Origin of the sequence: Nostoc sp., from assembly GCF_036917615.1 — a bacterium.
Taxonomy (GTDB): Bacteria; Cyanobacteriota; Cyanobacteriia; order Cyanobacteriales; family Nostocaceae; genus Nostoc.
On record NZ_JBALCZ010000069.1, the window covers coordinates 83,127 to 105,023 of the forward strand.

A 21,897-nucleotide genomic window follows, 5' to 3' on the forward strand; every position below is an offset into this window, starting at 1 on the left:
TGATTGTGCCAAATATCAGCAACATATCTTGCTAATAGTTGGCACAATTTAATTATCTGGATTTTTTACAGGAGTAACTAAAGTGTCATCCAATGACTTTACAGGAAGATGGCAATAAAGCCGATTCCTTTTAGGTATGGGATTCTTCGCCGCTCGCCGACAAGCGTCATTAGTCATTGGTCAATAGTCATTATTATTACTGAACTTTTAGGAATTGGGTATAACTACTAATGACTTATGACTTCGATTTCCCCACCTTTATTTTTTAACTATCACAATAGATATTAAGACTTACGCATCATACATATGTAACATACGAATATTTGGGCTTTTGAGCCATATCTAACAACCAACACAATAAATAAGCTAAAAATCTTTTAATTTGCATCCTCCAAAAAATAAATCTCTTGTGGGGTAGATCGAAAAGCCCGCCTTAGTTGTGCAAATTAAAGCAAGGGCAGCTTATGCGACCTGTGATCAGCACCGGAAAAGGACATTTTGTGCAATATACATGATGGTTAATTTGTACAGTACAGAATTTTTAAAATTCTGTATAAAATATATCGTCTAAATATTTTTAGCAAAATTAAATTCACATAAATTTTATATATAGATATCCATTAAAGCACATTAAAACCTGGTGTTTGCTAGCTTTTAGCAGTATTTTACCAGGTTGATGTAAAATATATACTTTAAAGTTTTCATAAAGCCAGGTAATGATTTATTGAAAATACTTGCTTGTTCAGTGATATTAACCTTGATACTTACGAAAAAACACGTAATTATTCCTAGGTATTAAATATGGAAGCGATATTGAAGACTGAAGCCGTGTTCCGTTTTTAGGTGTGACAGAGTGAGCGCTCATCCCTCTGTTGCGCGTGCTTTCATTGAGTGCTAGCAAATATTACCCATTTACCTTTTGAGAGGAGTTAGTTTAATGACCATATTAGCTGTCAGAAAAGAGTTGCTGAAGGTTTGTAGCATAGCAGCATTTACTGCTATTGCAGCAGGAACACTTGGCACAGGACAGGCGCAGGCGCTTGTTTTGACGTTTGATGATCTTCCCGCGCCTAAATTTGATTATGGCAGTGCAATTCCAAACGGCTATGGCGGATTGAATTGGGATAACTTTAATTATAAGACTGCTCAAACTTCTAACCCATCTGGTTATATCTATGGAACAGTTTCATCACCAAATGTTGGGTACAATGTATATGGAAATCCTGCCACGGTAAGTACTGTAAATATTGGCGGTGGTCAGTTTGACTTCAACAGTGCTGATCTCACAGCAGCTTGGAATAATGGCTTAGATATTCTGGTAGAAGGCTTCTCAGGTGGAATAACTAAGTATGCAACGACAGTAACTGTAGATACTACATCCCCTACACTGTTTAACTTTGACTTCCTTGACATTGACAGTTTAAAATTTACTTCCTTTGGTGGCGTCAATGTAGGTTATGGTGGCTCTGGCACACAAATAGTGTTAGATAACTTCACCTATGAGCGTGTCCCTGAACCTACAACTATCTTGAGTTTATTGACAGTCGCTAGTTTTGGTGTAGCTTTGAGCCGCAAGCAAAAGCAGCAACAAAAAGTTACTAGCAAAGTCTAGGCTAACAAACTCAACTAATACATAATTCTGTTCAGGTAAATAGAGTGTATTAAGTGTGGAGTTAAAAATTGATAACTCTACACTTAATACCCTGTCTAATATAGCCTTTGGTAAAAGATGGTATTGCCTGAAACATTGTATGGCGATCGCCTTTAAAATTGATTTAATATCTTGCGCTGCACTAATGCCTACTCTTTGAATATCTACGACGGGCGTAACTGCGGGAACTTTGCTCAATCTGAAAATTATTCCAAATCTCAAAAAAACGTAGTAGTATAGCACGGGCATTAACTATCTTCAGCTACATCTGATTGTTAGCGCTCTTAAATTTACAATCTATGAGAATATAGCGTGAGCCTAACTATTTATTTCCTTCGTCATGGACAAACAGAATGCAGTCGCAATAATTCCTTTTGCGGTTCCATAGACTCACAACTTACCCCAGAAGGCTTGGAGATGGCTAAGGCTTTTGCAGACGCATATAGTTCTATGGATTGGACAGCAATATTTTGTAGTCCAATGCGGCGAACTGTATTGACAGCAAAACCTTTATGTGAAGCAATAGGGATGGAACCACAACTCAGAGATGGTTTGAAGGAAATTAACTATGGCTTGTGGGAAGGAAAAACGCCAGAAGTAATTAGCCGTGAATATCACGATGATTATATTCGCTGGTCAGCCGATCCAGCTTGGTATGCGCCAAATGGTGGAGAAATGGCAGTTACAATTGCTTCTCGCGCTATACAGGTAATTGAAGAAATCAAGAGTCTTTACAGCAGTGGTAATGTGTTAGTGGTTTCCCACAAGGCAACTATCAGAATTATTCTGTGTAGTTTACTCGGTATTGATGTGGGACGCTTCCGTTTTCGTTTGGGATGCCCTGTTGCCTCGGTCAGTATTGTAGAATTTTCTTCACACGGGCCGCTGTTGAAGGCTTTGGCAGAGCGGACTCATTTGGATGAGCGGTTGCGAAATTTACCGGGAACGTGAGGGGAGTTAGGATTTGGGAGTTGGGAGTTGGGAGTTAGGAGTTAGGAGTTATTATTTTTCCCTTGCTCCTGCTCACTCGCTGGCTCAATGTATTTGCAGAAAACGTTTATTCCAATTTTCAAAATATATAACACGACAATTGTTCCGATGTCTACGACGGGCTGAATAACCACCTTGTCGTGACCAAAACGATCGCTTTAGTGATGAAAACGATCACTTTGGTGATGAAAATGATCGTTTTGGTGATGAAAACGATCGCTTTGGTGATGAAAATGATCGTTTTGGTGATGAAAATGATCGCTTTGGTGATGAAAACGATCATTTTTGTGGCAATGCTTATGCGATCGCTACCAATGCTTAAACAAAACTTATTTGAAGGGCTGCGAGATCCTCAACTTCTTGAAGAAGTCGGGGAGCTGAATAAACCTACCATTTAAAACAGCCAGAAAGCCTAAAATTAAAGCATTTTGAATGCGTGAATGCGTGACTTTTGCCTTGCGGTACTAGCCCATCCTGCACTAAACTCTCATCAACTATGTCAAACCCTTATTGCTACGTTAATTGAAGACATATTATAGTCCGCCGTGAAAAGCCTTCTATTGACTGAGTTGTAAATTTATGGCTAAGTATAAAGATATATATTTTATATATCTAAAGATAGATTGTATGAAATGCTGAACTAGTGGTAATTATACTGAGGTCACTGAGCTTCTTGTACTGACTTGTGGCGCAATGCCCTGAGCGTAGCCGTAAAGCCTGCGGCATAGCTTCGCTTAAGGCGCAGCCTCTCGTAGAGAAGAGAGCATCTCGACTACGCTCGATGGAGCCAAAGCCGAGGTAGCGCAGTCGAAGTATGTCGGGCGTTGCATAAATGCAGGATGAATTGGCGCTTGAAACCATTGATAATTCGTTCCAAATTGGGCGAAATCATCCGATGATTCAGCAACGCCGGATCTCGTACCACTTCCCTACGGGACGCTGCGCGAACGTGGAAGCAAGCTACGCGCAGCGTCTGGTAGAGAAGTGCGGACTACGCCTACGCATCTACTGTTGGGTGGGTTTAATGCCCTGAAATTCTGATTATTTTGTTGGAACAAGATTGATTTAACAGACTTCTCCAAAAGCTATTCAATGATTGAATAGCCGTTGGAGAAAGGATTCTGGGAATTTGTTTGAGAAACTGGTCATTTGAATCAGCTTTCGCTACCGTACTAACTTAAATTGAGAGGATTTTGCTCATGCCTAGACTAAGCGTTCCACCTAATTTCATCGGCACGGGGGTGCAGATACTTTAATCGGAGAACAGTTAAGTGCATCACCGGCAATTGGTATTGATATTTTAACTGGAGGTTACATTCGTACACTTTCAGGAATAGACACGATCACTGGCATCGCTACTGGCGATGACGGCCCTGAACAGAGCAGCAACGGTGCTTCTGGGACAGGCATCGCTAACAGTGGCAGTATTAATGCAGGAGATGGAAACGACGCGATCGCTGGCACAGGCAACGGCGGCAGTGGCAGTGGCGGCCTCAATAACAGCGGCAATGGTGCTTTTGGGACAGGCATCGCTAACAGTGGCAGTATTAATGCAGGAAATGGAAACGACACGATCACTGGCACCGCTACTGGCGGCGGCGGTGGTAGTGGTTACCAGGGCGGCAATGGTGGTACTGGAATCGGCATCGCTAACAGTGGCAGTATTAATGCAGGAGATGGAAACGACGCGATCGCTGGCACAGGCAACGGCGGCGGCAGTGGTGGGGGTTACGTGGGCGGTAGCGGCGCTACTGGAATCGGCATCTCTAACAGTAGCAGTATTAATACAGGCTCAGCAAAAGACACGATCACTGGCACAGGGAAGGGCAGCGCCGCCGGCAACGGCGGCGGCGGCGGCGCTACTGGAATCGGCATCGCTAACAGTGGCAGTATTAATACAGGCTCAGGAAAAGACACGATTACTGGCACAGGTACTGGCGGCAAGGGCGCTAGTGGGTTTTTCAACGGCGGCGGTGGCGGTACTGGAACTGGTATCACTAACAGTAATAAACTGGATACCGGAGACGGAGAAGACACGATCACTGGCACAGGTACTGGCGGCAGCGGTGGCAATAAGGACAGCACAGACCAAAACGGCAAGGGCGCCAACGGTGCTACTGGGACAGGCATCGCCAATAGTGGCAGTTTGAATACAGGAGACGCAAACGACACGATCACCGGCACAGGGAACGGCGGCAATAGTGGCACCAGTACTGGCGGCATCGGCGATGGCGGTGCTGGAATCGGCATCCAAAACACTAAAGACGCCACCATTACTACAGGGTGGGGCAACGACACGATTATCGGTTATGGGAACAGTTCTGAAAAAAACGCCACCAGCTATGGCATTTTCAACGATGGAGTCATTGATACGGGCAATGGTTCTGACAAACTTACCGGACAGGCATCTTCAACAATTAGTGGTACTGTTTATGGCATTTATGGACAAGGAATCATCAAGACTGGCGATGGGAATGACTCTCTTATCGCCACCAGTATCCTAGATGGAGTTCAACAAAAAGTCTCTATCGGTGGCGGGATCAAGATTGATCTGGGCACTGGGGATGACTACTTGAAAGGATTTGGGGGAGCGACTGTTGATGGTGGTAAAGGTTTTGACACCCTGGATTTGGGCGCTTTCAAACGCTCCCAAGTGATTGTATCTGGTGTTATTTCTGGCAATACCCTTGAAAGTGCCAACATCAGTTTCAACAACAATGGAAACACCATTAGTTTCTCTACGACTGGCTTTGAGAAATTTATCTTTGCAGATAGCTCTTTCTCATACAGCACTTTGGCAAACGGGGCATGAGTTTGTTAATTCCTTTATAGCGGTTCTCGTTTGTATGCAATACACTTTGACCTCTCTCCTAAAAGGAGAGAGGCTTTGAATCTTACCCCCCTTCCCTTGTAGGCTGAACTTTCTGACTTTTTGCTTGGCTTGTCGTTCTTTATATCTCAATTTCTCTTGTTTGACTAACAAGAGAAATTGAGCATAGCTAATTCTCAATATTTGTTTAGTACGGTGTGGATATTTGTAAATATAGGGTGGATTACACCTTCGTCGTAACCCACCATTGCTATCAAACCCTGTCAGCATAGATAATTTGGTGCATTAGCCTACCCTTCTTTTATCGGAGATGCTACGCGTAGCTTGCTTAAGAACAGGGGTGCGGGAACGCTAAAAGCGAACGGCATAACACACTCTACATAGATACTTGGTATGATTTGGGTTTACATGGCTTTTAATTCGGTACAGATACAGCCATAATTTACTCAAATTATCACTGAATTCTCTTATGCTGCCAGTTATTGAAAGTATTGTATTACGTCAAATGGCTTCTGGCGATCGCTTGTCTCTACAAGTTTACAAATTCATCGGCGCTCAACCTGGTAAAAAGGTTTACATTCAATCTAATCTGCATGGTGCAGAAATTGCTGGGAATGCCGTTATTCATCAACTAATTGAGTTTTTTTTAACAATAAATGCTCCAGATTTAGCTGGAGAAATTTGGCTAGTTCCCGTTTGTAATCCAATGGGGACGAATGAACGCGCTCACCATTTTTCCCCTGGAAGATACTGCGTTTACGAAGCCAAAGACTGGAATCGGATATTTTGGGATTACGAGAAAGAAGCTGATGATTTAGTAGCTTTTACTAAATCTCAACTTCATATCGATCTAGAGGTCGTTCGACAAAATTATCTAACTATAATTAAGCAACAATTCGCCAAAATTTTAGAAAAAATTAATTCTCCTAGTACAGTGCCCTACACTGAGCTTTTTGGCTACAAGCTACAAAATCTCAGTTTAGATGCAGATTACTTAATTGACTTACATAGTTCTACTAATCAAGCTTTAGACTACCTTTATTACTTCCGACATCGAGAAGACAGTGCAAAATACTTCCTACTTGATTTCGGAATCCTACTTGATAAATACGATGGTGATGCTTTTGATGAAGCTTTTATCAAACCTTGGTTAGCACTGGAAGCTTCTTTTAAAGAGTTGGGTAGAGAAATCAAGTTTGATGTGGAAGCTTGGACACTGGAATTAGGAACAGGAATGCAAATGAACCCTGATTCAGTCGCTAAAGGTGTACGGGGTGTAAAAAACTATTTAGCACAAAAAGGTGTACTGCAAATTCCTGATTTATCGGATGACACAAAAACCCATGAAATGAATTTTACATCTAGCAGCAACCGGAAAAAATATTATGCGATCGCAGGTGGTATGATTCAATCCAGAATAAAATTGGGTAGTCACATAAAAACTGGGGAAAAACTGTATCAAATTCTCAGTTTTAATAAAGAAGGTAAGTTACCCAGTGTAATTGATGTCTGCGCTCAACAGGATGGATTGGTTTATGATGTTGCAACCAATCAAGCTGTGAATGAAGGGGAATTTGTATTGGGAGTTATTAGTTAGGAGTTAGGAGTTAGGAGTTATAAGTTATGAATTATGAATTATGAGTTATGAGTTATGAGTTTTTTAACTCCTCACTTTTCACTCCTCACTCCTCACTCACTTTAGTCGCCTAAATAAATACCCATACCACGAGCGGTTTTAACTAAAGTACCATTCGGATCGACGGCGCTATATTGAGCGATCGCTTCTGTAATTGGTACACTTAATACTTGGCGATTTTGCCAAGTCACCATGCGATCGTATTTACTCTCGGCAATTAGATTAACTGCCGCAACGCCAAAAACAGTTGCAACTAATCTATCTAGTGGTGAAGCAGTTCCACCCCGTTGAATGTGTCCTAAAACTGTAACTCGCGTTTCTACACCAATGTGCTGAATAATTTTATCGGCTAAATATTCGCCAATTCCACCGTATCGAGATTGACCTAAGCGATTTGTGATCGTCACATTTTCCCCATCTTGGGTACGAACCGCTTCGGAAACAATAATCAAACAATAGTTTTTGCCTTTATCTTGGCGTTCTTTGATTTTATGGCAAATGTGGTCAACTGTGTAAGGGATTTCCGGAATTAAAATTACATTTGCTCCCCCCGCAATTCCCGCAGCTATTGCTATGTGTCCGGCATCACGCCCCATTACTTCTAAAATCATGACTCGGCTATGACTTGCAGCAGTAAAATGTAACCGATCTAGTGCTTCTGTAGCAATATTGACTGCTGTATCAAAACCAATGGCATGTTCAGTAACGCCAATATCGTTATCAATTGTTTTAGGAATACCAACTAAATTAATCCCGCCTTGTTGAGCGAGGCGACGCAGAATTGCCAAGCTACCATCGCCACCAATACCAATCAAAGCGTCTAAACCTAGTTGATGATAACCTGCAATAATTTCTTCGGAGCGATCGCATAAACTTCCATCCGCCATTGGAAACGCAAAAGGGTCGCCCTTATTAGTTGTCCCCAACATTGTGCCACCCGCAGTTAATAGCGAGTCAACTTGATCAATTTCCAGCTTTGTGAATTGTGGCGGACGCGCCATTAATCCTAGAGTCGCTTGACGAATTCCCAAAACCTCCCAACCGTAAGTACTCACAGCACAATTTACTACAGCCCTAATCACAGCATTTAAGCCAGAACAATCACCTCCACTGGTAAGAATTCCTATGAGTTTGCGTTCTCCCATATCTTTTATTGACATTTTGATCCAAATATATTAACTAGTCGATGAAACTTAAGCCAAAGTTAGCAGCAGATTAAACCGTTTCAAAAATCTTCCCTGTAAATACCAAAGTAATTTTATGTTTGTTTTGTATCTAAAAAAAAAACAAAGTTATCTCAGCTGTAAAATATAAGTGTAGAGCCAGTAGTAGATTAAACCTCGGCAAAAGCAATCCTTAAAAATGCCAGGTTAATTTTATGCTTGTTTTGTGTCTAAGAAAAAATCAAGTTATCCCAGCTGTAAAATATGAGGGTGGAGCCAAAGGTGACTAGTATTGAAAATTACACTTTCTCTTTTTCAGGAGAAGTAACAATTCCCCAGGCTCCTGCTGAATTTAAATCAGGTTTTATCGGCATTGTTGGTCGTCCTAATGTCGGTAAATCTACTTTAATGAATCAATTGGTAGGACAAAAAATTGCCATTACATCACCAGTAGCGCAAACAACACGTAACCGTTTGCGCGGCATTTTAACTACACCAGAGGCGCAGTTAATTTTTGTAGATACGCCAGGAATTCATAAGCCCCATCATCAATTGGGGGAAGTTTTGGTGCAAAATGCCAAAATTGCGATTGAATCGGTAGATGTAGTGCTGTTTGTGGTAGATGGAGCGGTGGCTTGTGGTGCAGGCGATCGCTATATTGCCGATTTGCTCAGTCGCAGCAAAACACCGGTAATTGTGGGTGCGAACAAAATTGACCAACAACCCACTGATTCTCAGTTTCTGGATGATAGTTACGCCCAGATGGCCAAGTCCCATGAATGGGAAATCGTAAAATTTTCTGCCAAAACTAGTGCAGGATTACCGCAACTTCAAGAATTATTAATTGAACATTTAGAAATTGGGCCATTATACTATCCCCCAGACTTGGTAACTGATCAGCCAGAGCGCTTTATTATGGGTGAATTGATCCGAGAACAAATTTTATTATTGACTCGTGAAGAAGTACCCCATTCAGTAGCGATCGCCATTGATCTAGTAGAAGAAACTCCCAGCATTACCCGTGTACTTGCTACCATCAACGTCGAGCGCGATTCTCAAAAAGGCATACTCATTGGCAAAGGCGGAGCGATGCTCAAAGCGATTGGTAGCGAAGCTCGCGAACAAATTCAAAAGTTAATCGCTGGTAAAGTTTACCTAGAATTGTTTGTGAAAGTCCAGCCAAAATGGCGACAGTCGCGGGTGAGTTTAGCAGAGTTAGGCTATCGCGTGGAAGAATAATAATTTGGTCATTTGTCATTAGTCATTAGTCATTGGCAAACAAAAAAAGCAAAGGACAAATGACAAAGGACAAATGACAGATGACTCCTAATTAATAAAAATGTCTTTAGATACTCGCTATCCCTTAAATTTACCGAGCAATGCTCCGCCGTTGCGTGTGTTAATTGTCGAAGATGATCCGATGATGCAACTGGGATTAGAGCAATCGTTAATGGCTCATCCTCAGTTGGAGATAGTTGGACAAGCAGAAGATGGTTATTTGGGAGTCCAAGCTGCACTGAAATTGAAACCTGATTTGGTAGTTATGGATATTGGATTGCCGCGATTGGATGGCATTGCAGCGACACAACAAATTAAGGCGGCGCTGCCAGCAACTCATGTGGTGATGCTGACATCTCATCAAACGGAGACAGAAATTATTGCTGCCCTGTCTAGCGGTGCAGATGCATATTGCATCAAAGGTGCAAGTGTGGAACGATTGTTAAGTGCGATCGCAGCCGCAGTTGATGGCGCAGCCTATCTCGATCCTCAAATTGCGCGGCGAGTAATTGATAATCTGAAACCGCCCTCACCCACCACTAATACTGCCAACTTATCTGGGCGCGAGTTAGAAGTATTGAAACTCATGGTAGACGGGTTGAGTAACCCAGAGATTGCCGAAAAACTCTATCTTAGTCCCAACACCATCAAAACTCACGTCCGGGGGATTATGAATAAATTAGCAGTAGACGATCGCGTGCAAGCAGCAGTTGTAGCACTGCGTTCTGGGTTGGTTTGATTACGATACGATAGCTAAAGGCTGTGGAAGAGTTTAGCAGCAACAAAAAAAACTATGAAAATTCTCTGCGGCCTCCTGCTGAAATACCTATTAAAATAGCAAGTCGTATATACGAAGTTGTGCAAGAACATTATCGTCAACTGTGAACCAAGGAAAATAACCAATGCACATTTTAATAGAACTCCCTGACAACGTTGCTAATCAACTGCAACTCCAACCCGCCAACATTTCCCGTCGGATTTTGGAACTTATCGCAGCTGACAACTATCGCCAAGGTAACATTGGAGCAGCTGAAGTTCGCCGAATGCTCAACTTTTCTTCCCGTTGGGAAACCTATGAATTTCTCAAGCGTGAAAAAGCCTACTTGCCTTACACTGAAGATGATCTTGAACAAGATGTTCAAAGCATCCGCAGCGTTTTAGGCGCACAATGATTATTGTTTGCAATACTTTTCCAATCAACTACTTAATCCTGATTGGGCACATTAATCTTTTGCCCGAATTGTTCTGGCAAATCATCATTCCCTAGGCAGTCTATAGTGAACTATCCGATGCATCCGCTCCACTACCTGTCCAAGCCTGGATTGCGACTCCACCCACTTGGCTCAAAATTCAACTTGTCAGTCAACCTTCAGATGAAATCGTCGAACTACTCGATCCCGGAGAACGTGAAGCGATTCTTTTAGCCCAAGAACTGAATGCAGATTTACTCCTGCTAGACGAAATGAAGGCGCGTCGCACCGCTAAAGAAAGAGGGTTTATGATCACGGGCATCCTCGGAATTCTGGATCAAGCTGCGACTATGAAACTCATTGATCTACCTATTGTTGTTCAAAGCCTTCAATCTACATCCTTTTGGGTCTCTGACAGTTTGTATCAGAAGTTGTTAGATAAGCACTCCTAAAAACTCTTGATATTCTTGGTTTCGCATCACTTGCAGCTACAAGGCAATACGCTTGGGTTAAGGATTAATAGTAGGTTGGGTTGAACGTAGACGCCGGAGGCGGCTTCCCGCAGGGTAGTGAAACCCAACAAACCGCCAAAAATGTTGGGTTTCATTCCTCAACCCAATCTACGCAGTTTAAGGTTTTTGGCTTTAACCCAAGCGTATTGGGCTACAAGGTACTTTGACACCTGCGCTATAGAAATTTGATAAACTCGCCCATCTGCCGCACCTTTGGCTTTCAAGTTCGCACAAATTTTTAATCCCATTTACAAGTAGAGGCGTACATATATATGTACGCCTCTCTAGCCGATTCATTTGTTGCCAAGATTTTTGAAAAATAGTCTACCTCAATGCATTTTAGTTAAAAGAGTTTGAGAATTCATTCGGGTCTAGATTAGCAGGAAATAATAAAATTTCCTTGCCTTCTAGCTTTGCCTTCTGGTGAAGCAAAATTGCCTTTCCCAAAGAACAATATTTAATTGGAACCCACCCATCGCAATAAAAGTAGACAGTCACTCGGCTCATTGCATACTCTTTCAACGGCAGTGGAACGTACCAGGACGAGTCCACAATTTGAACTTTACCTGTCCAGTCCATGCTTTGAACCTCAGTTAGTAAGTATATTTACTCGAACTCATCACTCTCACTACTTTTACTCATCCAGGTGAGTTTTAGTAACTATCATAAGTAATAAGCTAATCAGCCTTGAAGTTAGATATTTAGGTAGAAGTTCAGGAGTCAACCAGTTTTTAGTTGGGATTAAGCTTTAATAGTTGGTAAAGAATTTTCAGGCAATGTTTGACAGGTTGTCTTTTGACACAACTATTCTTTTAAAATTATCGTTCCTAAATACTGGTGGAAAAATAGCATCAAAAATCTGGGAATTTTCCTTTAATTGCCTTTCCCCAGTCAACCTGGTCTACTTCGCTTACTCTTTAGAAACTCTATGTTCCACTTTACCTTAGAGAAGAATTTGGGATGGCTATTACTAATTTCGGTTCTGATTGCTACACCAGTTAATGCCCACACCGAAAAGGTGTCTGGAGATGTAGGCGGGATGCTGCATATTGAACCCAATGACAATCCTCAAGCTGGCAAAACCGCTCATGCTTGGATTGTCCTCACCCGTAAAGGCGGGCGACTAATCCCCCTGACACAATGTAACTGTCAGTTGGCTGTCTACCCTCAACCTCACAGCGAAACTGATACCCCATTGCTGAAGCCCAGTTTACATAATGTATCAACTAAGCAATATAAAAGCATTCCCGGAGCCGAGATCGTATTTCCCAAAGTAGGAGCTTATGAATTGGAGTTAAGCGGTACTCCAAAATCTGGAGCTAGTTTCAAGCCCTTTGTGTTGTCTTATACCGTCACTGTCGGCTCATAAAAGCTGAACTGTGCAAAATGTCATGCTGTAGCAAGATCCCGTAGGGTTCAGAAACCGCTGTGCGATCGCATCCATTGCGGTAGCGATCGTATAATCTAGTTTTATCAAGATATCTCTTCTGTCCTTGGGAATCGCCTGTAAAGGTTGGAATGCTGTCGTCTCACCTCTCTTTTTGAGATTTTAATCATTGTTCACGAGTATCAAAGACTGATTAATGGAGTTCAAAAGACATCTCCAGAAATTAAATATGCGTTATCCAGAACCCTTGTAGAGACGCGAAATTTCGCGTCTCTACTCTCTTTTTCGGAGATGTCTAAAGACTCGTTAACGGAGCTAAAAGACTGATTAATGGAGTTAAAACACTCATGACAATTTACTCAGGAATCAAAATTTACTACTCAGTATAAGCTTTTTTCCCTTTTGGCTTCTGCCTTTTGTCCATCTACTTACCTTCTGGCACTAGTTTTGATGCACTCGCTCCAGCAACCAGAACAAAGCGACAGTACCCACAAAGTGAGCAGCAATCCCAGTGATGTCTGCCACAGCCACAAAAACTAATCACTTCAACATTGTGGAGAATAAATCAGGAGTGGGGGACAAGGGGGACAAGGAGAATAATCAATGCCCAATGCCCAATGCCCAATGAATAATGACTAATGACTAATGCCCATAAATTAAAATCCTGCCAAACGATCTGAAGGTATCAAACTCAGGGATGATGAGTAATTAGCAATTAAATTGACAAAATCACACTATAAAGAGTGATATTAAGCGATAGATAGCGCTTGTAAAGGACTAACGGGCATGATTAAATCTTGGATGGTGATTGGGGGTGTGGCTTTCTTAGTTGCCCTAGCAGCTAACCTGATTACGCCTAGCGATCGCCAATGGTTCAAGCGCTTACAACGACCGAGATGGCTAACTTTTGAGGGTGCGATTCCAATTATCTGGACTGTAATCTTTATTTGCGGTGCTTGGTCGGCTTATATTATCTGGGAAAAAGACCCAGGAAGCACCTCAACCTGGTTAATCATGGGTTTATACTTGCTTTTAGAAATTATTACCATTGCCTATACGCCTGTAATGTTTAGGCTTCGCAGTCTGAAAGTGGGTACAATTATTGGTGGCACAGGTTTTCTCATTTGTGTTTTGTTGATACTTGCAGTCTTAGGTTTTTCTGGTTGGGCAGCATTGCTACTAGTTCCTTATTTACTCTGGAGTCCCATTGGTACTTATACCACTTGGCAGATGGCTAGTCTCAACCCTCAAGATGTTTAAGATTCGCACCAGCGAATGATTTAAACTACGCCCTAAATTGTCAAACTTGCAGTGTATGACTTGACAAAATACACAAGCAGGAGTGCATTATGATTCCATCTTGGATAATAATTGGGGCTGTAACTTTCTTCATTGCCCTTGGTAGTTTCTTAATCACGCCGCGCGATGTTAAATGGTTTGCACGGTTAAGTCGCCCTCGCTGGCTAGTTTTTGAGCCGCTGATTCCGCTGATCTGGACTGTGATTTTTATTAGCGGTGCAGCTTCAGCTTATATTGTCTGGGAAAAAAATCCCGGAAGCCTAATTACTTGGCTACTAATGGCTTTGTACGTCTTGGTGGAAATTATCACCGTCGCCTACATACCTGTAATGCTGAGGTTTCACAGTCTCAAAGCTGGGGAAATTCTTGGGCTAATCGGTTTGATTTGTGCCGTTGTCCTAGCAATCTGCGTTTTGCCGATTTCTGGACTAGCGACGCTGTTACTCCTTCCCTATCTAGTTTGGACTCCTATTGGTACTTACACTACTGACGAATTAAAGCAACTGAATCCTCAAGATGCCTAGTTAACTAAATACAGCATTTCATTAATTCGCAGCAAATCAAATCTGGCAAAGCTCTGCGTCCCTCTGCGTTGAAAAAAGTAGTGTTTTTAAACGCTCCAAAAGCGCAAAGGTTGGCGCAGAGAAACACAGAGAGCTTATTCTTCATCATTAGCAATAGACTTAATAATTCCATCTACAATTTGTCTATAATTCCGCCAACTACCTATTTGGAAACTGCCTGAATGTATCCGATGATAATACTTTAGATTATTCAGAATATATAATGCATATCCTTGTTGCAACCATGAATAGTTAAAAACTATAACGTCGGCAGCAGGTACAGAATTAAACTCGTTGATTTTACTACACTCTATATATTTTTTCACATTAAGGAAATAATTTCCATCATTAAGGAGATTACGCAATAATTTTATATTTTCATTTTTTAAGATAAGTTTTTTGACTTTATATAAAGTAAGTTCTGTGTTTGTGAATTGTCGAAAATCAAAGTTCGGTTCGGAAAAACTGGGGCAATATATAAGGTTAGTATTCCATGTGGATATTTGGTAAAGTCTATCGACATAATTTCTGCTCAGTGCATTATCAAAGTCAAAAATAATTGGCCATTCATTTTTACAGTTTGATATTGCTGTCACCTTACTATTGAATGGCCCTAGATTTTTTTTGCCTCTATAAATAGAAATTTTATTAGACATTTTTTTAGTAATAGCTTGCATTTTAGAAAATTCTTCCATGCTAGAGCAATCATCATAAATTATAATGTCATTAATTCTATCATCCATCAAAACATTTCTCAATGCACCTGCTATTAAATTAGACCTGTTATAATGTGTAATAGCTAAAGATATTTTTCTTTCATTTGCTGTAGCATTTCTTCTAATCGATAAGAAACGAACTCCAAGAGGGGAGGTGAGAATTTCGGCAGTCAGATTATATGAATAATTATAAATTTTTTGCCTGATGCCTAAACTTTTAATTTTGCGGTTAATTTTGCCTAAAATCTCCATCAGATAACTCCTGTTTTATTTTGGAAAAAACGCACTCCTCATCTACCTCTCTTCTTTTCCTGTTGTCGGTTGCCTGCCTCTATAAGTAAGTACACTAATTAATTAGGACGGCTAGATGACAGCAGCATACTCAATTTCCATTCTTGGGAGCAATCCCTAATTTAGATAACTTTGAGCCTTGCAAGACGCCCATAACGTGCTGTGACCGGATTTGCTGGATTAGATTGATTATTCAGCCAAGCCCACATTTGATCGCCAACAGAAAAATGCCACCACTCTCTGGGATTGCGCTGAAAGCCGGCTTTTAACATTACATCCCGCAATAGCTGACGGTGAGCATGATACTTTTGCGCTTGTGGGTGGTCACTATTGGCATAATAATCGGGATGCGATCGCTCTGACATTTCATCAATTGGCGAACCCATATTCACTATTTGCCCTGCATCATCTAGCAGCGTCACATCCACCGCCGCACCTGTACTGTGAGGAGGGGGAGTTTTTTCATCCAAACTTGGTACAGCCCAAATTTCATAAACTGCTTCCCAAATCTCTTGGCGCTGGTTTGATGATAACTCCACCTCAGTCAGTGCCCTGTCCTGTAATGCTTGGACGAAGCTGTAATCTACCATAAACTGCTGGACTGCGATCGGGCGATAAGCATCAAAGATTTGGATACGCCAGTTAGGATGCAGAACATCAAGGTAATTTTGCGCTTGTAGCAAATTTTCAATAACGCTTTGACGGAGATAATAGGGGGAGTGTTTGCCATAGGGCGCACCCAACTTTTCATAAGGATGGGGAGATTCCACCGCAAACAATTCTAAAGGAATCTCCACTAACGGTTCACCACACTCGAAAATTGGGATTTGACGATAAGGCCTCATCTAGTTAGCCACGCAGGACTTACGAATTTTAACGCAAGCATAGTATTCTGTGTAACGAGTCTCTTCTTCCTCTGTGTCCTGCGCCTCTGCGTGCAATACCAATTTTCCTCAATGCTGAACAGTAAACCAAAAACTTTTTTTCTAAAGGGCGATCGCTAATAATCTGCTAGGTATACAAAGTCATATAAATTATTTAGGATATGACTACTGCTTATAACGTTCTGAAAACTTTCAATAATGAAAGTAACGTGTAGCATATTAAGAATCGTTGCCAGACTCAAATTAATCGCGCCCGAAAATTGTAACAATACCATATACCTTCTTCCTATTATTCAGGAAGATACTTGTATGGAAAATTATATAAAAAATTAAGTATGGCAGATAAAACCAAAATTATTTCCTTTCAACTTTTGGACGGCAAAATAATTAAAGTAGAAGTTACGCCTATAGGGGAACAACCTGTTTCTGCTGAAACCAGAGTCTTTAAACAAGCCACAGAAATTATTAAATCCATTGCTGAAGATGTCGCAGGTACATTAAAAGATATTAGCCAGACAGTCAAACCAGATAAATTTAGTGTCAAACTAGGTTTACAAATTGGAGTTGAGTCAGGACAACTAACCGCTTTAATTGTGAAAGGAACAGGCACAGCTAACCTAGAAATTACGATGGAATGGAATAAATAACAGTTGATTACTTTACAGTTGTGATAATCTTTTTACAAAGATATTAGGTGAGAGCAATTAATGGGTAACGAAGACGATTTACAACGCTGTACAGTGCGTTTAAATGTTGCCAGTAGTCAGGGAACAGGTTTTTTTGTTGCACCGAATTGGATTCTCACCTGCGCCCATGTAGTCGAATCTGCGGAAGATAAACCTGTGCAAGTATTCTGGAAAGCAGGAAACCAGAATTACACAGCTAAAGTTACGCAATTATGCAAATATCCCCTTGATTTAGCCCTTTTACGACTGGACGAGGATTGTTTGGATCATCCCTGTGTTGAATTGGATGACACAAAACCTAATACCAACGATGATTTATATATTTTCGGTTATCCCAAGAATAGCGAAGTTGATTATTCGCAGGGAGATTCAGCAAGCTTTAAATATGAAGGAATAAGTTTTAAACAGGATATTATTCTCTATAAGTTAAAGCAAGGGCAAGTTATCTCAGGCTTTAGTGGATCGCCTTTGCTAAATTTACTAACAGGTAAAGTTTGTGGAATTGTGCATCTTTCCCGTGATGAGGGTAACGATTTAGGGGGGCGGGCAGTTTCGGCTCAAGTTATTATGCAACAGTTTCCCAAAATTGCCTCACTTAATAAACAACTTTATCAGCCAAAACCCGAAGGTGAAAATCCATTTGAATATGGTCTTCCTGTTCCTCCAGAACGTTTTTATGGACGGAGAAGAGAGATTTTAGAGATTAAAAACCGTATTGGCGCAATTAGTCCTCAATGTATCAATTTGATAGGCTTGCGACGCAATGGAAAAACCTCTCTATTGCGATATATCAAAGAAAGAATCAGCGAATTTTGTTCGCCAGAACAAAAGCCTTTAGTTGTGTTCTTAGATTTAACAAATGGGAATTTTCATACTCCAGGGGGTATTATTGAAGGCTTAAGGCGAGGAATTCAAAAACTAACAGGGAATTTTCCTTGGTCAAAGGAAGATAATGAAGATGGCTTTGCAGTAGAAGATGGCTTACAGGTGTTAGTAGATGAAGGGTATCGTTTAATTATTTTATTGGATGAGTTTGAAGCCATTGCGAGTAAAAAAGATAGATTGGAATTGTTTCAGGATTGGGGAGAAGATTGGCGTTCTAAGGCTTCTGCGGGTTTATTAACAATGGTAATTGCCAGCAAACGCCCTCTTAATGAAGTTTACGAAACTTTGAGTCTGGGTTCTCCCTTTGCCAATATTTTTAGTACGACTATTTTAGGGGCATTAGAGGAGGAAGCTTGGCAAAGCATCATGCAGAAAGGATTTCTGCTGCCTAATTCTGTGGTATTACAATGGGTGGATGAGTTAGCAGGAGGGTTGCCCTATTATGTGCAGATGGCGGGGGCGATGCTGTGGCAAAATAGGAATCAAGAAATAGCTAAAAATGAGTTTAATTTTCAAGCAAAGCCTCGTTTTGAAGAACTTTGAAAAGATTTAACCGAAGTTGAACGTTTAGCATTACGTTATGAGTTGGGAGAGAGTAATTTACCTATTCCGGATCTGGCAATTGTAGATAGGCTTCAGCGTCATGGGTTATTACGGAAGAATCGGGGTTTATTTAGCAGTGTTTTTGCAAAGTTTGTGAAAGGTCAAAGATAAAGTAATAAGCTAAAAATCAGACATTAAATAGAAAAAATGCTGCTGTTTTTGCGAGAAACTTGGGAACTATTTTGGTGGGCAATGTTTTGTCCTTCAAGGCTTCAACAACGAATGAATGAATGGTTGCCTCAAGAAGAAAAAGATGGACGCAGACGAGATACAAATTTCCATGATATTTTAGTTTTAGGAAACTTCCGATTTCTTAGTGAGTATCTATTATTATTAGTTATTTCTAATATCATTTTTATTTTAAAGCTAATTGAGCGTAACCAATTGTTGGATTGGTTACAGTTACCTTGTGTAATGTTAATTGCTTATACGACAGGAGTTTTATTTTTACCTTTAGGACTGGTTATTCCTTTGTTGTGGTTGATAGTTGTATTCAATCAGTCTGATAGCTGGTTAAAGGGCTTAAGAGAAGCTATTAAAATTTTACCTTCTTCATCTCAAATAGAGATAGGTTTTGCAGTTTTTGGAGTATCCATATCATTAACTATTTGGTTAATATTGCAACTATTAAAAAAAGAACATTTTTACCTCGCTCGTAATGTGATGGTGGTAGGAGGAACAATCAGTGTGATGTTAGGAGTGTGGTTAGCAACTCAAAACTGGTTATTTCTGTTATTAGTAAGTGGAATGACAGGCATTTTCCTATTTCTAGCAAGAGAAAATATAAAAAATAGTGATAATGCCGGAGGAGTGGCGGTCATGGTGGCGGGAGGACTGGCGGTCGTCGTGGCGGGAGTCGTAGCGGGAGGAGTGGCTGTCATCGTGGCGGGAGGACTGGCGGTTGTCGTGGCGGGAGTCGCGGCGGGAGGAGTCGCGGGAGGAGTCGCGGTCGTCGTGGCGGGAGGACTGGCGGTCGTCGTGGCGAGAGGACTGGCGGAAGTTGTGGTGGGAGTCGTGGCGGGAGTTGTGGCGGGAGGAGTCGCAGGAGGAGTCGCAGGAGGAGTCGCGGGAGGAGTCGCGGGAGGAGTCGCGGTCGTCGTGGCGGTCGTTGTAGCGGAAGGAGTGGCGGGAGTTGCTACTTTATCGCTTACTTGGTTTTCGGTTGTTGCAAGTTTAATCGCTTTTGCTCTTGCACCAGCAAAAGACAACAGAGTTTTTATCACTATTACAGTGATTTTAATAGCTCTTTCTGCCCAAAGTTTAGGATGGCTTTCAGCATTAATTATCCCTGTAACCTTAGTCAGCTATTACAGAATATTTCCTCAGTATTGCTTTTTTAATTATAACTTTTTAGGTGATTATTATAGATTTCCTTATTATTTACTAAAATTTTTCAGATTTTCAGATTCAACAATTAGGCGGTTACGTCCCCAAACAGCAAAAATACTTTTTCAATTACCTCCTTACACTAGCGAACTCCTGTGGATACCTTTACCTAATCATGCTCAACTTCTTGTTTCTGAATTTCGTGAAAGACCTCAACAAGCCTTAACAATCTTTCAATATACCCAAACTTTTTCCTTACCAGGATTTCAAATAACTCTGCAAAATGCCTTACCACAAATTGTCGCCGACCAACTCAAGCAAATTCAAAGTATTCCAGAACTAATCTTTACTGCCAACTCAGACCATCCTATATTACCCTTCCTGATTTCTCCCTTTTATCACCTCGATTCTGATAGCGATACCCCCACTCCAGAAACACCTTTACCAAAAGTTAAACCTGAACTTTCTATCCTTCTTCCTCGCTTGCAAACTATTATTCAAGATATTCAATCTGCATTTGAAAATAAAAATATATATCTACGAGAACGAGGATTAGAAAAAATTAATAACAAGCTTGTTCGATTACAATCCCAATTATCCTCTCTCGGACTTAAAGGCGAAGCCATCAAACGCTGGACACCTGTACTGGAACATTGGCAAAGGGTTATTGAACTGGAACAAAATGAACAACATCAATTCTCTCAAGGCGAACTAATCAACCCGTTCCAATATGGAAATCCGGTGCGACTTGAGCAAAAAAACTTATTTAAAGGTCGTCAGAGATTTGCCAATGAAGTTGTCCGTCGAGTTTTAGACCGCGACCGACCTACCCTTGTGCTGCACGGCCCCCGTCGCTGTGGTAAAACTTCCTTTTTGTATAACTTTCCCCGCCTGCTTCCCAGTGATATCCTCCCTGTATTTGTGGATATGCAAAGTTCCGCCATTACCACCAGCGAATCTGACTTTTGCTTTGGCTTAGTCCGTGCAATTCATAAAGACTGCAAAAGTCAAGGCGTTCAATTATCAAACATTCCTAAACGCCCCGATTTTCAACCTAGTCCCTATACCGCCTTAGAAGATTGGTTGGATGAAGCACTTGCCAAAATCGGAGAACGGCGCATCCTTCTCAACATAGATGAATTTGAAAAAATCGGTGCCGCCATCCAAAAGGGACAGATAACTTTACGTTTATTTGACGAACTGCGCCACTTAATTCAACATTATGAACAACTCGGTTTTCTCTTTTCTGGGGTGCAGACTTTAGAGGAATTAGGTCCAAATTGGAGTAGCTACTTTATCAGCGTTGTCCCGATAGAAATGCTTTATCTGGAACCTAGCGAAGCGGAAGAATTACTCCTTAATCCAGATCCAGCTTTTAAACTGCGTTACGCTCCAAGCATTGTAGAGAAAGTATTAATACTGACCAATTGTCACCCTTATTGCCTACAATTATTAGGCGCATCAATGGTGAATCAAGCTAACTTTAACCATACTGATTTTATTACTTCTAAACTCTTGCAAGCTTCTATTAATGACGGATTTACTTCCGGTCAACCTTATTTTACAAATATTTGGACAGAATTTACAGGAACTACACCAGAAGAAATGGTAATTGGTCAAGAATTATTATTACAAGTTGCCAAGACAGATATTTTATTACCTATAACTACAGAAATTGCTGAAAAGGTATTAACTCGCTTGTTGCGTTATCATATTTTACACAAAATCAATGGAGGATATGATTTTGAAATTCCTCTGTTAAAACAATGGGTGAGAGAGCGTGCAGTAAGAAGCTAATTATTTAAAGTCAGGAATTATATCATGTCCGCTTGATTACTTATTAAACCCGCAGAACCCCACCCCGCCAAAGCTACGCTTCGTTTCCCCTCCTCGCAGTCCTACGATGTACATACAAGTCGAATTACCCCCCTTATAAAGGGGGGAAACAAGAAATCTAGTTCCCTCCCCTTTATAAGGGGAGGGTTAGGGTGGGTAAAACCTTGGTTA

Annotated in this window: 23 protein-coding genes; 16 read left to right on the forward strand and 7 right to left on the reverse strand. The window is 41.1% G+C overall.

Going from position 1 to position 21,897, the window contains the following annotated elements; translation table 11 throughout:
- Nucleotides 1-48 precede the first annotated feature (48 nt).
- The gene (locus V7K85_RS25105; RefSeq protein WP_334817620.1) at nucleotides 49-177 is read right to left on the reverse strand and encodes a hypothetical protein; all 129 of its coding nucleotides are present in this window, start codon (nucleotides 175-177) and stop codon (nucleotides 49-51) included.
- Between the two features lie 760 nt (nucleotides 178-937).
- Between V7K85_RS25105 and V7K85_RS25110 the strand changes: the two genes are divergently transcribed.
- From V7K85_RS25110 to V7K85_RS25135, 6 genes are all read left to right on the forward strand, one after another.
- Complete coding sequence (locus V7K85_RS25110; RefSeq protein WP_334817623.1) at nucleotides 938-1,612, forward strand: PEP-CTERM sorting domain-containing protein; 675 nt, start codon at nucleotides 938-940, stop codon at nucleotides 1,610-1,612.
- A 351-nt stretch (nucleotides 1,613-1,963) separates the two neighbouring features.
- On the forward strand, nucleotides 1,964-2,602 hold the full coding sequence (locus V7K85_RS25115; RefSeq protein WP_334817625.1) for a histidine phosphatase family protein: 639 nt from the start codon (nucleotides 1,964-1,966) through the stop codon (nucleotides 2,600-2,602).
- Between the two features lie 179 nt (nucleotides 2,603-2,781).
- Complete coding sequence (locus tag V7K85_RS25120) at nucleotides 2,782-3,039, forward strand: hypothetical protein (protein ID WP_334817627.1); 258 nt, start codon at nucleotides 2,782-2,784, stop codon at nucleotides 3,037-3,039.
- A 966-nt stretch (nucleotides 3,040-4,005) separates the two neighbouring features.
- On the forward strand, nucleotides 4,006-4,791 hold the full coding sequence (locus tag V7K85_RS25125; RefSeq protein WP_334817629.1) for a hypothetical protein: 786 nt from the start codon (nucleotides 4,006-4,008) through the stop codon (nucleotides 4,789-4,791).
- On the forward strand, nucleotides 4,788-5,453 hold the full coding sequence (locus V7K85_RS25130) for a hypothetical protein (RefSeq protein WP_334817631.1): 666 nt from the start codon (nucleotides 4,788-4,790) through the stop codon (nucleotides 5,451-5,453). Before V7K85_RS25125 ends, V7K85_RS25130 begins: the two co-directional genes overlap by 4 nt.
- 487 nt (nucleotides 5,454-5,940) lie before the next feature.
- Entirely contained in the window at nucleotides 5,941-7,068 is a 1,128-nt protein-coding gene (locus tag V7K85_RS25135; RefSeq protein WP_334817633.1) for a succinylglutamate desuccinylase/aspartoacylase domain-containing protein, read from the forward strand.
- Nucleotides 7,069-7,169: 101 nt separating this feature from the next.
- On the opposite strand, the gene V7K85_RS25140 is transcribed toward V7K85_RS25135, so the two are convergent.
- The gene (locus tag V7K85_RS25140) at nucleotides 7,170-8,252 is read right to left on the reverse strand and encodes an ATP-dependent 6-phosphofructokinase (protein WP_334817837.1); all 1,083 of its coding nucleotides are present in this window, start codon (nucleotides 8,250-8,252) and stop codon (nucleotides 7,170-7,172) included.
- A gap of 282 nt (nucleotides 8,253-8,534) precedes the next feature.
- Between V7K85_RS25140 and era the strand changes: the two genes are divergently transcribed.
- The 4 genes from era to V7K85_RS36665 all read left to right on the forward strand — a co-directional run bounded on the left by era (nucleotide 8,535) and on the right by V7K85_RS36665 (nucleotide 11,190).
- Complete coding sequence (gene era / locus V7K85_RS25145; protein WP_334817634.1) at nucleotides 8,535-9,509, forward strand: GTPase Era; 975 nt, start codon at nucleotides 8,535-8,537, stop codon at nucleotides 9,507-9,509.
- 100 nt (nucleotides 9,510-9,609) lie between these two features.
- Nucleotides 9,610-10,287 carry a response regulator transcription factor gene (locus V7K85_RS25150; protein WP_334817636.1) on the forward strand — a complete coding sequence of 226 codons (678 nt, stop codon included), beginning with the start codon at nucleotides 9,610-9,612 and terminating at the stop codon, nucleotides 10,285-10,287.
- Between the two features lie 163 nt (nucleotides 10,288-10,450).
- Nucleotides 10,451-10,720: a UPF0175 family protein gene (locus V7K85_RS25155; protein WP_334817638.1), complete on the forward strand. Its 270-nt coding sequence runs from the start codon at nucleotides 10,451-10,453 to the stop codon at nucleotides 10,718-10,720.
- A 326-nt stretch (nucleotides 10,721-11,046) separates the two neighbouring features.
- A complete protein-coding gene (locus V7K85_RS36665) occupies nucleotides 11,047-11,190 on the forward strand; it encodes a DUF3368 domain-containing protein (protein WP_442940621.1) in 144 nt (47 codons plus the stop codon).
- Nucleotides 11,191-11,216: 26 nt separating this feature from the next.
- On the opposite strand, the gene V7K85_RS25160 is transcribed toward V7K85_RS36665, so the two are convergent.
- Both V7K85_RS25160 and V7K85_RS25165 read right to left on the reverse strand, forming a co-directional pair.
- Complete coding sequence (locus V7K85_RS25160) at nucleotides 11,217-11,345, reverse strand: hypothetical protein (RefSeq protein WP_334817640.1); 129 nt, start codon at nucleotides 11,343-11,345, stop codon at nucleotides 11,217-11,219.
- A gap of 244 nt (nucleotides 11,346-11,589) precedes the next feature.
- The gene (locus tag V7K85_RS25165; RefSeq protein ID WP_334817642.1) at nucleotides 11,590-11,829 is read right to left on the reverse strand and encodes a hypothetical protein; all 240 of its coding nucleotides are present in this window, start codon (nucleotides 11,827-11,829) and stop codon (nucleotides 11,590-11,592) included.
- Between the two features lie 349 nt (nucleotides 11,830-12,178).
- Between V7K85_RS25165 and V7K85_RS25170 the strand changes: the two genes are divergently transcribed.
- The gene (locus V7K85_RS25170) at nucleotides 12,179-12,619 is read left to right on the forward strand and encodes a hypothetical protein (RefSeq protein WP_334817643.1); all 441 of its coding nucleotides are present in this window, start codon (nucleotides 12,179-12,181) and stop codon (nucleotides 12,617-12,619) included.
- A 459-nt stretch (nucleotides 12,620-13,078) separates the two neighbouring features.
- Here V7K85_RS25170 and V7K85_RS25175 read toward each other — a convergent pair whose 3' ends face one another.
- On the reverse strand, nucleotides 13,079-13,168 hold the full coding sequence (locus V7K85_RS25175; RefSeq protein ID WP_334817645.1) for a hypothetical protein: 90 nt from the start codon (nucleotides 13,166-13,168) through the stop codon (nucleotides 13,079-13,081).
- A 255-nt stretch (nucleotides 13,169-13,423) separates the two neighbouring features.
- Between V7K85_RS25175 and V7K85_RS25180 the strand changes: the two genes are divergently transcribed.
- Entirely contained in the window at nucleotides 13,424-13,897 is a 474-nt protein-coding gene (locus V7K85_RS25180; RefSeq protein WP_334817647.1) for a TspO/MBR family protein, read from the forward strand.
- 89 nt (nucleotides 13,898-13,986) lie between these two features.
- Entirely contained in the window at nucleotides 13,987-14,460 is a 474-nt protein-coding gene (locus V7K85_RS25185; protein ID WP_334817649.1) for a TspO/MBR family protein, read from the forward strand.
- Between the two features lie 134 nt (nucleotides 14,461-14,594).
- Here V7K85_RS25185 and V7K85_RS25190 read toward each other — a convergent pair whose 3' ends face one another.
- Both V7K85_RS25190 and V7K85_RS25195 read right to left on the reverse strand, forming a co-directional pair.
- Entirely contained in the window at nucleotides 14,595-15,467 is an 873-nt protein-coding gene (locus V7K85_RS25190; RefSeq protein ID WP_334817651.1) for a glycosyltransferase, read from the reverse strand.
- A gap of 161 nt (nucleotides 15,468-15,628) precedes the next feature.
- Nucleotides 15,629-16,351 (reverse strand): M15 family metallopeptidase, encoded by a 723-nt coding sequence (locus tag V7K85_RS25195; RefSeq protein ID WP_334817653.1) that lies wholly within the window; start codon nucleotides 16,349-16,351, stop codon nucleotides 15,629-15,631.
- Nucleotides 16,352-16,725: 374 nt separating this feature from the next.
- Here V7K85_RS25195 and V7K85_RS25200 point away from each other — a divergent pair, with 374 nt between their 5' ends.
- The 3 genes from V7K85_RS25200 (at nucleotide 16,726) to V7K85_RS25210 (ending at nucleotide 21,687) form a co-directional block, all read left to right on the forward strand.
- Nucleotides 16,726-17,037: a CU044_2847 family protein gene (locus V7K85_RS25200; RefSeq protein WP_334817655.1), complete on the forward strand. Its 312-nt coding sequence runs from the start codon at nucleotides 16,726-16,728 to the stop codon at nucleotides 17,035-17,037.
- A gap of 60 nt (nucleotides 17,038-17,097) precedes the next feature.
- Complete coding sequence (locus V7K85_RS25205; protein ID WP_334817657.1) at nucleotides 17,098-18,504, forward strand: trypsin-like peptidase domain-containing protein; 1,407 nt, start codon at nucleotides 17,098-17,100, stop codon at nucleotides 18,502-18,504.
- Between the two features lie 207 nt (nucleotides 18,505-18,711).
- The gene (locus V7K85_RS25210) at nucleotides 18,712-21,687 is read left to right on the forward strand and encodes an AAA family ATPase (protein WP_334817659.1); all 2,976 of its coding nucleotides are present in this window, start codon (nucleotides 18,712-18,714) and stop codon (nucleotides 21,685-21,687) included.
- The last annotated feature ends 210 nt before the right edge of the window (nucleotides 21,688-21,897 follow it).

Bases quoted from the DNA above. Each gene is read 5' to 3' on its own strand.
- V7K85_RS25105 (WP_334817620.1), bottom strand. From the start codon at position 177: ATGACTAATGACGCTTGTCGGCGAGCGGCGAAGAATCCCATACCTAAA.
- V7K85_RS25110 (WP_334817623.1), top strand. From the start codon at position 938: ATGACCATATTAGCTGTCAGAAAAGAGTTGCTGAAGGTTTGTAGCATA.
- V7K85_RS25125 (WP_334817629.1), top strand. From the start codon at position 4,006: ATGACGGCCCTGAACAGAGCAGCAACGGTGCTTCTGGGACAGGCATCG.
- V7K85_RS25135 (WP_334817633.1), top strand. From the start codon at position 5,941: ATGCTGCCAGTTATTGAAAGTATTGTATTACGTCAAATGGCTTCTGGC.
- V7K85_RS25140 (WP_334817837.1), bottom strand. From the start codon at position 8,252: ATGGGAGAACGCAAACTCATAGGAATTCTTACCAGTGGAGGTGATTGT.
- era (WP_334817634.1), top strand. From the start codon at position 8,535: ATGAGGGTGGAGCCAAAGGTGACTAGTATTGAAAATTACACTTTCTCT.
- V7K85_RS25150 (WP_334817636.1), top strand. From the start codon at position 9,610: ATGTCTTTAGATACTCGCTATCCCTTAAATTTACCGAGCAATGCTCCG.
- V7K85_RS25155 (WP_334817638.1), top strand. From the start codon at position 10,451: ATGCACATTTTAATAGAACTCCCTGACAACGTTGCTAATCAACTGCAA.
- V7K85_RS36665 (WP_442940621.1), top strand. From the start codon at position 11,047: ATGATCACGGGCATCCTCGGAATTCTGGATCAAGCTGCGACTATGAAA.
- V7K85_RS25160 (WP_334817640.1), bottom strand. From the start codon at position 11,345: ATGAAACCCAACATTTTTGGCGGTTTGTTGGGTTTCACTACCCTGCGG.
- V7K85_RS25165 (WP_334817642.1), bottom strand. From the start codon at position 11,829: ATGGACTGGACAGGTAAAGTTCAAATTGTGGACTCGTCCTGGTACGTT.
- V7K85_RS25170 (WP_334817643.1), top strand. From the start codon at position 12,179: ATGTTCCACTTTACCTTAGAGAAGAATTTGGGATGGCTATTACTAATT.
- V7K85_RS25180 (WP_334817647.1), top strand. From the start codon at position 13,424: ATGATTAAATCTTGGATGGTGATTGGGGGTGTGGCTTTCTTAGTTGCC.
- V7K85_RS25185 (WP_334817649.1), top strand. From the start codon at position 13,987: ATGATTCCATCTTGGATAATAATTGGGGCTGTAACTTTCTTCATTGCC.
- V7K85_RS25190 (WP_334817651.1), bottom strand. From the start codon at position 15,467: ATGGAGATTTTAGGCAAAATTAACCGCAAAATTAAAAGTTTAGGCATC.
- V7K85_RS25195 (WP_334817653.1), bottom strand. From the start codon at position 16,351: ATGAGGCCTTATCGTCAAATCCCAATTTTCGAGTGTGGTGAACCGTTA.
- V7K85_RS25200 (WP_334817655.1), top strand. From the start codon at position 16,726: ATGGCAGATAAAACCAAAATTATTTCCTTTCAACTTTTGGACGGCAAA.
- V7K85_RS25205 (WP_334817657.1), top strand. From the start codon at position 17,098: ATGGGTAACGAAGACGATTTACAACGCTGTACAGTGCGTTTAAATGTT.
- V7K85_RS25210 (WP_334817659.1), top strand. From the start codon at position 18,712: ATGCTGCTGTTTTTGCGAGAAACTTGGGAACTATTTTGGTGGGCAATG.